Genomic DNA, 13,259 nt, shown 5'->3' with positions numbered 1-13,259 from the left:
CGGGCGCCGTACAACCTTGCGACAGAGCCGGAGAAACTTGATGAGCCACGATCTGACCACGACTGCGGGAAAGATTGCAGATTTCCGCGACCGCCAGGCCCGTGCCGAACAGCCCTCCGGCCCGGAAGCGATCGCCAAGCAGCACGCGCGCGGCAAGAACACCGCCCGCGAGCGCATCGACCTGTTGCTGGACGCCGGCTCCTTCGTCGAATTCGATGCGCTGGCCGTGCACCGCTCCACCGCCTTCGGCATGGAGAAGAAGAAGCCCCTCGGCGACGGCCTCGTCTCCGGCTACGGCACGGTGGACGGCCGCCCGGTTGCGGTCTACAGCCAGGATTTCTCCGTCTACGGCGGCTCGCTGAGCCAGGTCAACGGCGAAAAGATCGTCAAGGTCCAGGAGTTCGCGCTGCGCAACGGCTGCCCCGTGGTGGGCATCCTCGACGGCGGCGGTGCCCGCATCCAGGAGGGTGTCGCCTCCCTGGCGATGTTCGCGGACATCTTCCGCAACAACGTCCACGCCTCCGGCGTCGTCCCGCAGATCTCGCTGATCATGGGCCCCTCCGCCGGCGGCGCGGCCTACTCCCCCGCCCTGACCGACTATGTGGTCATGGTGGACAAGACCTCGCACATGTTCATCACCGGCCCGGACGTCATCAAGACCGTCACCGGCGAAGACGTGGACATGGAAACCCTCGGCGGCGCCCGGCAGCACAACGCCAACACCGGCACCTCGACGTACCTGGCCTCCGACGAGGCCGACGCCGTCGAGTTCGTCCGCGAACTGCTCGACTTCCTGCCCTCCAACAACCTCGCCGAGGCCCCGGTGCTGGAGCACCAGCAGGAACTGGAGGTCGACGACGACGACCTCGCCCTGGACGCGCTGATCCCGGACTCGGCCAACCAGCCGTACGACATGCGCAAGGTCATCGAGCAAATTGTCGACGACGCCCACTTCCTCGAGATGCAGTCCCTCTATGCCCCGAACGTGATCATCGGCTACGGCCGGGTCGAGGGCCACACGGTGGGCATCGTGGCCAACCAGCCCATGCAGTTCGCCGGCACCCTGGACATTGCGGCCTCGGAAAAGGCCGCCCGCTTCGTCCGGCACTGCGATGCCTTCAACATCCCCATCATCACGCTCGTGGACGTGCCGGGCTTCCTGCCGGGCAAGGACCAGGAGTTCCAGGGCATCATCCGCCGTGGCGCCAAGCTGCTCTACGCGTATGCCGAGGCCACCGTGCCCAAGCTGACCGTGATCACCCGCAAGGCCTACGGCGGGGCCTACATCGTGATGGGCTCCAAGAAGCTCGGCGCGGACCTCAACCTGGCCTGGCCCACCGCCCAGATCGGCGTCATGGGCGCCCAGGGTGCCGTGAACATCCTGTACCGCCGCGAACTCGCCGCGGTGGCCGAGGATGGCGGCGACGTCGAGGCCAAGCGCGCCGAGGTGATCCGCCAGTACGAGGAAGAGCTGCTCAACCCCTACCAGGCCGCCCAGCTCGGCTACGTGGACGCCGTCATCGCACCGTCCGAGACCCGGCTGCAGATCATCAAGGGCCTGCGCGCCCTCCGGGACAAGCGGGCAGCCCTGCCCGCCAAGAAGCACGGGAACATCCCGCTGTGATCCCCACCCGCCCCCTAACCTCGCAAGTCCCCACCGGCTCCCAGCCTTCGCAAGCTCAGGCCGGGTCCCTCGCCGGCGTGGGCCCACGGCCAGAAGGACCCGCCGACAGCCTCGACTCGCCGCTTCTCTCAGTCGTGAAGGGCGAACCGACGCCGGAAGAGTTGGCGGCGCTGACCGCCGTCGTGCTGTCCCTGGGGCAGACCCAGCAGGCGGCACCGGAAAGCCCCGGCGTCCGGCACTGGGTCCGCCGGCAGCAGCTTCGGCTGGCGCCGAGGCCCGGTCCGCAGGCCTGGCGCCGCAGCCTGGGCTGAGCCGACGCGGTTCAGCGTCCTGGCAAGGCCTGCCCGCAGCCTAAATCTGCACGGGAGAGTTGCGCGCGAAAAAATTCAGCGACTCTTTCATAACCGCGGCGGCCGGGCTAGTCTCGTCGGGTGACTACCGAAATCATCGCCTCAGACAACACTGCCCCCGCGCGCCAGCAGACGGCCATTGACGCCGTCGCCGACGCCTACACGGACACCCTGATCCGGCTTAACCCGAGCTTCGCCACCGAACTCGGCCTGCCCGGGCACGAGACGGAGTACCAGGATTTCTCCCCCGCCGGCCACGAGGAATTCGCGGCCGCCGCCCGCGAGGCACTTGCGGCGCTGGACGGGCTGGAGCCGGCTGACGACGTCGACGCCGTCACGCTCGACGCCATGCGCGAGCGGTTGGGCCTGCAGCTGGAAATCCACGAATCGGGCTGGGCCACGGCCGATCTGAACAACATCGCCTCCCCGTCCCAGGACATCCGCGCGATCTTTGACCTCATGCCGACGGATACCGCCGGGCAGTGGGAGCACATCGCGGGCCGGGCCTACAATGTCACCGCCGCAATCGACGGCTACATCGAGTCGCTGCGTTCGGCGATGCAGGACGGCAAAGTGGCCGCGGCCCGCCAGGTTTCGATCGTGATCGAGCAGGCCACCAAGCACGCCGCGGACGACGGCTTCTTCGCCAAGCTCGCCGCCGGCGCCAAGACCGCGGACGGCCCGCTCCCGGCGGAACTGCAGTCCCGGCTCGACGCCGGCGCGGCAGCTGCCCGGGTGGCGTACTCCCGGCTCGCAGGTTTCCTCGAGTCCGAGCTCCTGCCCGTCGCCCCGGCCAAGGACGCTGTGGGCCGCACCCGCTACGCCCTGGCCTCCCGGGACTTCCTCGGCGCCACCGTGGACCTGGAGGAAACCTACGCATGGGGCGTCCAGGAACTCGACCGCCTCATCGCCGAACAGGAACGGGTGGCAGGCGAAATCCGGTCCGGCGCCACGGTGGAGGAAGCCAAAGAGATCCTCAACAACGATCCCGCCCGCCAGCTCAAGGGCACCGACGCCCTCCAGGCCTGGATGCAGGAACTGTCCGACAAAGCCGTCGCGGAGCTCGCCGGCGTCCACTTCGAGATCCCGGACGTCATGAAAACGCTGGAGTGCCGGATCGCGCCCACCGATGAAGGCGGCATCTACTACACGGGACCCTCGGAGGACTTCAGCCGCCCGGGCCGCATGTGGTGGTCCGTGCCGGCCGGTGAAGACACCTTCACCACGTGGGCCGAAACCACCACCGTCTACCACGAGGGCGTGCCCGGCCACCACCTCCAGGTCGCCACCGCCACCTACCGCCGGGAGCTGCTGAACAAGTGGCGCCGCAGCGTGTGCTGGACCTCGGGCCATGGCGAAGGCTGGGCACTCTACGCGGAGAAACTCATGCAGGAGCTCGGCTACCTCAATGATCCCGGCGACCACATGGGCATGCTGGACATGCAGCGCATGCGTGCGGCCCGCGTGGTGTTCGACATCGGCGTGCACCTGGAACTCGAAGTCCCCGAGCGCTGGGGCAGCGGCATCTGGACCTCGGAGAAGGGCTTTGACTTCCTCCGCGCCAACCTGCCGATCAGCGAGGGGCAGCTGAAGTTCGAGTTCACCCGCTACCTGGGCTGGCCGGGACAGGCCCCGTCCTACAAGGTGGGCCAGCGGCTCTGGGAGCAGATCCGGGAAGAGCTGGAATCCCGCCCCGGCTTCGACCTCAAGGCCTTCCACACGAAGGCCCTGAACATCGGCTCGGTGGGCCTGGACACTCTCAAGCGCGCGCTCCTGGGGTAAGCCGGGTTCCGTGGGCTGACCTGCACGGACAGTGGGCAGACGGCCGGTTGGGGCGACTATTCGCGGGGCGAAGTCGCCGCAGCCGGCCGTCCGTCTGTCCCGGGCAAATGGACCTTGGCCCAATAGTCGACTAGTCTCTGGGGGACACATTTTCTGGGCTTTTGAACGCCCGGGTCGGCGGCTGGGGCTGCGACTCAAGTGTCCGGTGTACCTTTGCCCTCCGGCAGGGCGCCGGTCATGCAAGTACCTCCGCAACTGCGGCATGGTCTTGCTGACTGTCAGTATGCGCGCGTCGTCCCCGCAGCAATTACGCGGGACAACGCCTATGAACCAGGCGCATGCATAGAGGTACCAGCACCTTGGTCTCCGGTGCGAGCTATTGACAATAGAATCCCGCGTGAACGAATAGCGCCAGCATCCCGGCGCTCCGCGAAGGAGCGCAGAGGAAAAGCCAGGCGCTGAGCTTCTGCCGGAACCTCGCTGAGGCATCCTGCAGCGGCTGACGATTGCCGGGCATACACAAGACCCCATATTGGAGCCCCTATGAGGAATATCGCCTCATTCCTAAGTCCACCGACCAATGACGCCGCGAAAGCGCGGACGCGGATCCGGAAGCGCACAGCGGCATCCGTGGTTGCGACGGCCGTCGTCGTGGCTGCGGCCACGCTTAGCGCCCCGGCACCCCTGAACGCCGCGACGCCGACTGCCACGCCCACCGCTACGACAACGGCGTGCAATCCGCTGCCCTTCAACCTCCCGGCGCCCGCGAACCGGCACACCTCGGTGAAGAAGGCGTGGGCCTACTACTTCCCGCCGTTCCCGCTCGCAGTCGACAGCCCCGACGCCACCCGCGACGTCTACCCGCGCTGGATGGACACCCACAACTCCGCCAACGGCGCGTACGACCTCCGGGACCGTCCGGCTGCTCCCCAGCGTGCAACCCAGACCACCTGGCGGCAGGCCGATTTCGAGAAGGAGGTCCGGCAGGCAGTCGGAGCGGGCCTGGACGGATTCATCTGGGAATACAACAGCTCCACCGATATCCGCTGGCAGCAGCTGCCGGCCATGCTCGCCGCCGCCAAGGCGGTTGACCCAGGCTTCAAGATCATGCTCAGCCCGGACTTCAACACGGCCGCCGGCTCCACCTCTGACAGCGTTTACAACAACGTCATGAAGGTGAAGGACGACCCGTCCATCTACCGGAACAATGCCGGCATCGTGCTCGCCCCGTTCTTCCCGGAACGCAAGACTCCCTCGTGGTGGGACGGGCTCCGGAGCCGCCTCGCCTCCTCCGGCGTCAAATCCAACCTCGTACCCATCTTCATTTCGTGGGGCGGAGGAACCCAAAAGACGGACTGGAACAATTCGGTGTCCGGGTATTCGCAATGGGGCACCCGCACCGCCAGCGGCGTTCCGACCCTCGCCAAGGAAAGCGCTGAAGCCCACCGCCGCGGCAAGACCTACATGCAGCCGGTGGCGTTCGAGGATTCACGGTCCTACGACGGGCGGTACTGGGAATCATCCAACAGCTCCACCCTGCGCGATTCCCTGGCCTCGGCGGTCACCAGCAACGCCGACTCCATTGCGCTCATCGCCTGGAACGACTACACCGAGTCCTGGGTGGCACCTTCCAAGGACCGCGGCTATGCCGTGCTGGACATGGCTGCCTACTACATTTCCTGGTTCAAGAACGGGGTCAAGCCCGCGATCACCCAGGATGCCTTGTACTGGAGCCACCGCTCGCACCCCACGAACGCTCCGTATTCGATGACCCCCATCGGTCGCAACGGCAAACCCACGCCGATGTACATCCCGAACGGTGACGCGGCGAAGAACGAAGTCGAACTCGTGGCCGTGCTGAAGACCCCGGGGCGTCTGACAATCACCCAGGGCAGCAACGTCAAGACCATGGACGCCCCGGCCGGACTGACCTCCTTCAAGGTTCCGCTCGTGGCCGGGACCACGCCGTCCTTCAAGCTCGCACGTAGCGGGGCGACGGTCCAGACAGTCACCAGCAACACCCCGGTGCGCTCCTCCGTGGCGTACCAGGACATGATTTACCACGCAGGCGGCGGCGTCGCAGGCACCTGCGCACGCTAGGCCCTCCCTGCCCGGGATGGCAGTTCGCGGCAGTGTGTCTCCAGAGCACTGCCGCGAACCGTCATCTCGCGCCTCACCGGGCGGCCCGGGCCGCCCGGCGACGAGACAATCACCACACCGCTTGCCGGAATAACTTCACAAAAGCCCCTGCCGGCGCGGCAAGCCCGGGCATTCCGCGGCGCGGGGCCACCCGTGGCGCCGTAACATTTCTCAACATCCGTTCGTCATGCTATTGGCAACGGTCCTAGCGTGTTCCGGTGACCACTCAGACAAGCACCCCCGCACCCGCTGGAAAGACCGGGTTCCAGCTGCCCAAATGGGCCGGCTCGTTCGGCTTCCAGATCATTGCCGCCCTGATCGTCGGCCTGGGCCTTGGCCTGCTGGCCAAGTACACCGGCAGCACCAAGGCCAACCCCAACGCCCTCGGCACCACGCTGCAGACCATCGGCTCGAGCTACGTCTCGCTGCTGCAGACCGCCGTGGTCCCCCTGATCTTCACCGCCGTCGTCAGCTCAATTTCCAACCTGCGCGCCGTTTCCAACGCGGCCCGGCTGGCTTGGAACACGCTGCTCTGGTTCGCGATCACCTCGCTAATCGCCGTGCTGATCGGCATCGGCCTGGGCGTGCTGCTGCAGCCCGGCGCCGGAACCGGCATCAGCCAGGAAGCGAAGTACGCCGGCAAGTCCGGTGACTGGTGGGCCTTCCTGACCGGGCTGTTCCCGAAGAACTTCCTGGGCCTCGGCGCGACCACCACCGTCACTGACGGCGTCGCCACCACCGCCGTGAGCTTCAACGTCCTCCAGATCCTGGTAATCGCGATCGCCGTCGGCATCGCCGCGCTGAAAGTGGGCAAGGCGGCCGAGCCGTTCCTGGCCCTGAACGCCTCCGCCCTCGCCGTCATCCAGAAGGTCCTCTGGTGGATCATCCGGATCGCGCCGCTGGGCACGGTCGGCCTGATCGGCAACGCCGTGGCCGTCTACGGCTGGGACACCATCGGCTCGCTCGGCAAGTTCACCGTGGCGATCTACATCGGCCTGGCGCTCGTGCTGTTCGTGGTCTACCCCGTGCTGATCCGCAGCCACGGACTGTCCATCAAGCAGTACTACTCCGGCGTGTGGCCGGCCGTGCAGCTGGCCTTCGTCTCCCGCTCCTCGATCGGCACCCTGCCGCTGACCCAGCGCGTGACCGAACGAAGCCTGGGTGTCCCCCGCGCCTACGCCTCCTTCGCCGTGCCGCTCGGCGCGACCACCAAGATGGACGGCTGCGCGGCGATCTACCCGGCCGTGGCGGCGATTTTCGTGGCCCAGTTCTTCGGCATCCAGCTCGACTTCACCCAGTACCTGCTGATCGCACTGGTGTCCGTGCTCGGCTCTGCCGCGACCGCCGGCACTACGGGCGCCGTCGTGATGCTGACGCTGACGCTCTCCACGCTGGGACTGCCGCTGGCCGGCGTCGGCCTGCTGCTGGCCATCGACCCGATCCTGGACATGGGACGCACCGCCGTCAACGTGGCCGGGCAGGCATTGATCCCGGCGATCGTGGCCAAGCGCCAGGGCATCCTGGACGAAACGCTGTACAACGCGCCGCGGAACGGCGATCCGTTTAGCGACGACGTCGACGACGTCGATGGCACCGCGGCCGTCGACCCCTCCGCCGCCGCCACTCCCGCGGCAGGACGGGACGAGCGGGAACTGGCTGACGCCAGGGCGTAACAACAGAACGAGTGTTCACCAGAGAAGTCCCCGGGAATCCCCGGGGACTTCTCTGGTTTACCGGCTTCGGCTTTAATCGGCCTCGGCCCGAGTCCGCCCGGACCTAGTGTCCGCCGATCACACCCTTTTCGGCGGCCTTGGTGACTGCGTCCGCTTCTGCCTGGGTCAGGGTGCCGTCCTTGACGGCCTGGTCCAGCCGGGGCTTCAGTGCCGCGGCGTGATTGGCCTGTTCCGCGGTACGCAATTCCTCCAGGGCAGCGGTGACCTTGGCTTCATCGATGCCGAGCGACTTCGCCAGGGACGCGGCCAGGGCCTTCTCCATTGCGGCGCGGTCCGGCTTCTGCCCTGGGGCCGGCGGGGTGGCCGGCCTGTTGGCTTCGCGGAAAGTCTTCAGGGCGTCGGTGACCTTCGCCTCGTCGACGCCGAGCTTGGCGGCGAGTTCTTTGGCGCGGGAGCCGAACTCCGCACCGCCGTGGCCGCGATGTCCACCGCGCATGCCGTAGCCGTCGGCGAAGTTGTTCCCGGGAGCACTCGAGCTGGGTGTCGGCGTCGTGGTGGCGGAGGCCATCCCGGCGACTCCGAGCCCTGCGCCCAGTGCCACGGCCGCCGCCCCGAGGCCGAGCGCGATTTTCGTTGTGCGTGACATCTGCTGTCTCCTGGATCTGCCGCGCGGTGACGGCGCTTGAAGCTGATGGTTCGTCCGGGGAAGGCTGCTCCACGAGCATCTTCAGTCTGCACCTGCCCCAGCAGAGATAGCTGTTTCCCAGCTTTCACTTTCCTGTGAATCCGGCAGGGACGCTCAGAGGGCAAAAAGAGGGCAAAATGGCGGCAAAGGTGGATAGGCTCTGGGCATGCTGATCGTCACTTCGAATGACATCCCGGGCCACCGGATCGACGCCGTCTTCGGCGAAGTCATGGGCCTGACCGTCCGCTCCCGGGACATCACGGCCCAGCTCATGGCGGGCTTCCGTTCCCTGGGCGGCGGCGAGGTGCTGGAAATGACGAGGGCCCTCTACGACAGCCGGCAGGATGTCATGGCCCGGATGGTGGCCGAGGCCGAGCAGCGCGGCGCGAACGCCATCGTTGCCATGCGCTTCGATACATCGGCGATCGGGCAGAACTGGACGGAGATCTGCGCTTACGGCACAGCCGTTTTTGCCATGCCGCTCTCGCAGAATGAGCCCGGGGCAACGGGCCAGTCGATCTACCTGACCAATTCCGGCGACGCGGCAGCCCAGCTCAAGCCTTGAGCGCCGATCCTGCCAGCCCCACCGCCCCTGGAAAATACTTGCCCAGAGTGCAAACATGCACGTAGTGTAAGCGCGTGTCCCCATCGCCCTCCCCCTCCGCCGCCCACGCCGCCGCATCCGGCGACCTCGGTGTCCCCTCGCGCCGCGAACTGAACAAGGCCGCTACCCGGCAGGCCATCACGGACGCCGCCATGGACCTGCTCCGCACGCGGGGACCCGGAAACTTCACGGTGGAGGACATCGCCGACGCCGCCGGGATCTCCCGGCGCACGTTCTTCAACTACTTCGGCAGCACCGAGGCGGCGCTCGCCTCGGTGACGTTCGGCTTCTTGGACACGGCACTTCAGCAGTTCCGGCTCCGCCCGGCAGGCGAGCCCATCCTGGAATCGGCCCGCGCAGCCCTCGTTGAACTGGCCGATCCCATGACCGTCGCACCGGTGGCCGAGCTCTACAGCCTGGGCCAGACCAACCCCCAGCTCAGCCGCTCCGAGCTGGAAGCCTGGGACCACTGCACCGAACAGATCATCGACGCCGCCCGCGAACGTTTTGCGCTGGCGGCGGCCGGCGACGTCGACGAGCTCTACCTCCGCGCCCTCGCCGGCTCTGTCATCTCGTGCGGAAAAGCCGCCATGGATGTCTGGTTTGCCCGCTGCGGCGGCGACCTGGCCCCCGAGTCCCTGTCCGTCCTGCGCCAGCTCCTGATCGATTCCATGGGCCTCCTCGGCTCCGGATTCGCGTCCCACTCCCCCGCCACCCCTTCCCCAGATCGGCACTGACATGGCCCTGTTGCTCTACCGTCTCGGCAAGTTCTCCTACCGCCACCGCTGGCTCGTCATCTCCCTCTGGCTCGCCGTCCTGGTGGCCGTCGGCGGCGCGGCTGCGGCCTTCCACGGCACCATGTCCAACAACTTCCAGATCCCCGGCACTGAAACCCAGCAGATGGCGGACAAGCTGAAGCAGGAGCTGCCCAAGTCCTCCGGCGGCTCGGCCGGCATCGTCTTCGAGTCGCAGAACGGCCCGTTCACGCAGGCCGGCAAGGACGCGGTCTCGGCTGCGCTGACCAAGCTGAAAGCCCTCCCCGATGTTCAGGGCACCGTGGACCCGTTCGCCACCCAGGCCCAGCTGGACAAGGCCGTCACGGATCTTGCCGCCGGCGAGCAGCAGGCATCCGCAGGACAGGCGCAGCTGGACGCGTCGGCCGCCCGACTGGCCGCCGGCAAGGCCCAGCTGGCCGCCGCCGAGCAGCAGATGACCGCGGCCGGCATGTCCGCCGGGGCCATCGACGCCCAGCTTGGCCAGCAGAAGGCTGCCCTCGCCGCGGGCCAGGAGAAGCTCGACGCCGGGACCAAGGAACTCGAGGCCGGCGCGGCCAAGCTGGCCCTGGCCAAACGCCAGTTGGAGGCCTCGCAGGGCATGCGGTTCGTGTCCGAGGACGGCACTGCGGCAATCGCCCAGGTCCAGTTCAAGACCTCGATCAACGGGCTGGCCCCCGCCGTGCGCCAGCAGGTCCAGGACGTCGCCCACGAAGTCTCCTCTGCCGGCGTGACCGCCCTGGCCAGCAAGGAAATCACGGAGGATGTTTCGGAGTTGTTCGGCATCTCGGAGATCCTCGGCATCGCCATCGCGGCGCTGGTGCTCATCGTCATGCTGGGAACCCTGATCGCCGCCGGGCTCCCCCTGCTGATGGCCCTGGTCGGTGTGGCGGTGGGCGTCGGCGGCACCTTTGCCCTCAGCGGCGCCGTCAACATGAGTTCCATCTCCCCGATGTTGGCGCTTATGCTGGGCCTCGCCGTCGGCATCGACTACTCCCTGTTCATCGTCAATCGTCACCGCGGCCAGCTCCTGGCCGGCATGGACGGCGAGGAATCCGTCGCCCTCGCCACCGGCACCTCGGGCAACGCGGTGCTGTTCGCGGGCCTGACCGTCATCATCGCCCTCGCGGCCCTCGTGATCCCGGGCCTTCCCTTCCTGGCCGTGATGGGCCTGTCCGCCGCCGCAACGGTGGCAGTCGCCGTCGTTGTCGCCCTGACCCTCACCCCTGCCGTGCTGTCCCTGATCGGGCCCCGGCTCATCTCCCGCCGGGTCTGGGCCAAGGCGGAGAAGCACAACGCCGCCCCCGGCCACGAGAGCGCGGACCGTGCCCGCGACGAACGCCGCAGCAAACAGGGCTGGGGCGGACTCGTCACCCGGCACCCGGTCCTGGCACTGCTGGCCGGCGTCCTGCTGCTGGGCATCGTGGCGCTGCCGGCCAGCCAGTTGCGGCTCGCGCTGCCCGACGGCGGGTCCGAGCCTGTGGAGTCGCAGGCGTTCAAGGCCTATGACGTCACCGGCCGCAGCTTCGGCGAAGGCATGACGGGCCCGATCGTGGTGGTGGGCGACTTCCCGGCCGGCCTGAGCGCGGAGGAAGCCACAGCCAAGCAGCTCGACGTCGCCGACATCCTCCGCGGCACTGGCAACGTCACCGCCGCCATTCCTGTGGCGCTGAGCGAGGACCGCCGCACCGCGGTGTTCCAGGTCATCCCGCGGGAGGGCCCGGCCAGCGCGAGCACTGTCCAGGTGGTCTCCGAGCTGCGCGCCGAAAAGGACCGCATCAAGGATTCCACCGGGGTCAGCATCGGCCTCACGGGGCAGACTGCCGGCAACGTCGACGTCTCCGCCAAACTCGGCGATGCCCTGCCCCCGTACCTGGCCATCGTCGTCGGGCTGTCCCTGATCCTGCTGTTGCTCGTGTTCCGCTCCATCGTGGTACCGCTGCTGGCCACGGGCGGTTTCCTGCTCTCGCTCGCGGCCGCCTTCGGAGCCGTCGTCGCGGTCTACCAGTGGGGCTGGCTGGGAACGGTGTTCGGCGTCGAAAACCCGGGCGCCGTGCTGAGCTTCCTGCCAATCATCCTGATCGGCGTGCTGTTCGGGCTGGCCATGGACTACCAGGTGTTCATCACCTCGGGCATGCGTGAGTCCTTCATGCACGGGGAATCGGCCCGGCATGCGGTCCGCACCGGCTTCAGCCATGCCGCGTCCGTAGTCACCGCCGCCGCCATCATCATGGTCAGCGTGTTCGCCGGCTTCATCTTCTCGCACCTGAACATGGTCCGGCCGCTGGGCTTCGCGATGGCCTTCGGTGTTCTGGTGGACGCGTTTGTGGTCCGCATGACGATTGTTCCGGCCGTGATGTACCTTCTCGGCGAGAAGGCGTGGTGGCTGCCCCGCTGGCTGGACCGGATCCTGCCGGACGTCGATGTCGAGGGCGCCAAGCTCCGGCCCGCGGCTTCAGCCTCAGCTTCGGCCGACAGCGAGCCCGAGCCGGAGGAGATCGGCGCGCGCTAAAGCCCGCCGACGAGTTGCCCTAAAGCCGCCCGCTGATCATTCTGATCGGCGGGCGGCTTTTTGTGCGTGCAAGCCTGGACAGCTTGAGATCCGTTCGACGCCGGTTCCCCACCAACGCCGCAACGGGTCACATTCGAACTTTGCTCACTAACTTCTGCCATCCGGCCGGAGAGCAAGCCCTGTCGGTAGTATCTCCGGCATGGAAACTTTCCTCTGGCCGGGCTGTGAGTCCACTCACGGCGAGACCAACGTCGCCGTTCTCGTGCCGGGTGCGGGGTACAAGGTCGAATCGCCTCTTCTTTACTGGTCTGCAGAACAGTTGCGAGACCGCGGCTGGCAAGTGCAGGCAATTCGCTGGACCGACGATGATGAACCTGGGGATGACCCCCACGGGTTCGCGGCTCGTGCAGTTCAGCAGGCGTTCGCCGAGTTTCCGCACGCCGACCATCGACTCATCGTGGCCAAGTCGTTTGGCTCGTTCTCTATTCCTTGGGCGGAAGAGGCTCAAGTGCCAGCTATTTGGCTCACACCGATCCTCACGGATGACGTCATTCGGCGGACACTTGCTGAAACAAGTAAGCCGGATTTGCTCATCGGTGGATCCAAAGACAAGTTTTGGGCAACCGCTGCGTTGTCAGAAACCGCACCGACGTTCGTTGACATTCTGGACGCCAATCACTCGTTGGAAGTCCCGAAGGACTGGCGTGCCTCCTTGGCCGCGCACGTTCAGGTGTTCACGGCCATTGAGCGATTCCTAACCAGCCGACTCCTCTGACCGTCCCACTTCCTTCATCGGGAGAAAGTGCATCTCAAACCACGTGAAGCCGGGCCGCTCAGGCCGCCAGTGAGCCTGAGTGCCGCATACGCTTGAGCGTCTTCGCGCGATGGCGCTCGTCGCGGCGCTGGCGGCGGGAGCCCGGCTGGTCTGTGGCTGACGGCCGAAGCGGTGTTCCGGGCAACGGCGGCGCGGTGGAACGGTACGTGTGGCCGGTGGGGGTGGTGAGTTCGATGGTGTGCCTCGCGCCGATGCTCGAGGCGGATCCGGGTGCGGCTTCGGGGCTGGGGCGTGCTTTCCAGCCGGGGGTTTCTTTGGTGTGGTTGCAGGCTTCGCAAAGTC

10 protein-coding genes and 1 pseudogene are annotated in these 13,259 nt (G+C 67.1%); 9 read left to right on the top strand and 2 right to left on the bottom strand.

Annotated features, from left to right (window positions below; all coding sequences use genetic code 11):
• Positions 1–40: 40 nt before the first annotated feature.
• The 5 genes from AC1DDH_RS14415 (at position 41) to AC1DDH_RS14395 (ending at position 7,568) form a co-directional block, all read left to right on the top strand.
• Positions 41–1,624 carry an acyl-CoA carboxylase subunit beta gene (locus AC1DDH_RS14415; protein WP_079551557.1) on the top strand — a complete coding sequence of 528 codons (1,584 nt, stop codon included), beginning with the start codon at positions 41–43 and terminating at the stop codon, positions 1,622–1,624.
• 77 nt (positions 1,625–1,701) lie between these two features.
• Positions 1,702–1,935 (top strand): acyl-CoA carboxylase subunit epsilon, encoded by a 234-nt coding sequence (locus AC1DDH_RS14410; RefSeq protein ID WP_459385969.1) that lies wholly within the window; start codon positions 1,702–1,704, stop codon positions 1,933–1,935.
• 120 nt (positions 1,936–2,055) lie between these two features.
• Complete coding sequence (locus tag AC1DDH_RS14405) at positions 2,056–3,756, top strand: DUF885 domain-containing protein (RefSeq protein WP_476955697.1); 1,701 nt, start codon at positions 2,056–2,058, stop codon at positions 3,754–3,756.
• Between the two features lie 630 nt (positions 3,757–4,386).
• Entirely contained in the window at positions 4,387–5,856 is a 1,470-nt protein-coding gene (locus tag AC1DDH_RS14400; RefSeq protein WP_476955696.1) for a glycoside hydrolase family 71 protein, read from the top strand.
• 257 nt (positions 5,857–6,113) lie between these two features.
• Complete coding sequence (locus tag AC1DDH_RS14395) at positions 6,114–7,568, top strand: dicarboxylate/amino acid:cation symporter (protein ID WP_476955695.1); 1,455 nt, start codon at positions 6,114–6,116, stop codon at positions 7,566–7,568.
• Between the two features lie 103 nt (positions 7,569–7,671).
• Here AC1DDH_RS14395 and AC1DDH_RS14390 read toward each other — a convergent pair whose 3' ends face one another.
• Positions 7,672–8,214, bottom strand: coding sequence for a hypothetical protein (locus tag AC1DDH_RS14390; RefSeq protein WP_476955694.1), 543 nt, complete (start codon positions 8,212–8,214; stop codon positions 7,672–7,674).
• A 205-nt stretch (positions 8,215–8,419) separates the two neighbouring features.
• Here AC1DDH_RS14390 and AC1DDH_RS14385 point away from each other — a divergent pair, with 205 nt between their 5' ends.
• The 4 genes from AC1DDH_RS14385 (at position 8,420) to AC1DDH_RS14370 (ending at position 12,917) form a co-directional block, all read left to right on the top strand.
• Positions 8,420–8,818 (top strand): YbjQ family protein, encoded by a 399-nt coding sequence (locus AC1DDH_RS14385; RefSeq protein ID WP_476871593.1) that lies wholly within the window; start codon positions 8,420–8,422, stop codon positions 8,816–8,818.
• 74 nt (positions 8,819–8,892) lie between these two features.
• Positions 8,893–9,594, top strand: a complete 702-nt coding sequence (locus tag AC1DDH_RS14380) for a TetR/AcrR family transcriptional regulator (RefSeq protein ID WP_476947762.1) — start codon at positions 8,893–8,895, stop codon at positions 9,592–9,594.
• Between the two features lies 1 nt (position 9,595).
• Positions 9,596–12,142, top strand: a complete 2,547-nt coding sequence (locus tag AC1DDH_RS14375) for an MMPL family transporter (protein ID WP_476955693.1) — start codon at positions 9,596–9,598, stop codon at positions 12,140–12,142.
• A 199-nt stretch (positions 12,143–12,341) separates the two neighbouring features.
• Entirely contained in the window at positions 12,342–12,917 is a 576-nt protein-coding gene (locus tag AC1DDH_RS14370; protein WP_476932193.1) for a hypothetical protein, read from the top strand.
• Between the two features lie 58 nt (positions 12,918–12,975).
• On the opposite strand, the pseudogene AC1DDH_RS14365 reads toward AC1DDH_RS14370, so the two are convergent.
• Positions 12,976–13,259 (bottom strand): annotated as a pseudogene (locus tag AC1DDH_RS14365) (HNH endonuclease); the annotation flags it as partial.

The organism is Arthrobacter sp. 10T425 (assembly GCF_056393985.1).
Note: the sequence above shows the minus strand (reverse complement) of the source record. Positions and strands in the feature narration are given on the sequence as shown.

Excerpts from the sequence above, each read along its gene's own strand:
- AC1DDH_RS14415 (WP_079551557.1), top strand. The coding sequence starts at position 41 with ATGAGCCACGATCTGACCACGACTGCGGGAAAGATTGCAGATTTCCGC.
- AC1DDH_RS14385 (WP_476871593.1), top strand. The coding sequence starts at position 8,420 with ATGCTGATCGTCACTTCGAATGACATCCCGGGCCACCGGATCGACGCC.
- AC1DDH_RS14375 (WP_476955693.1), top strand. The coding sequence starts at position 9,596 with ATGGCCCTGTTGCTCTACCGTCTCGGCAAGTTCTCCTACCGCCACCGC.
- AC1DDH_RS14370 (WP_476932193.1), top strand. The coding sequence starts at position 12,342 with ATGGAAACTTTCCTCTGGCCGGGCTGTGAGTCCACTCACGGCGAGACC.
- AC1DDH_RS14390 (WP_476955694.1), bottom strand. The coding sequence starts at position 8,214 with ATGTCACGCACAACGAAAATCGCGCTCGGCCTCGGGGCGGCGGCCGTG.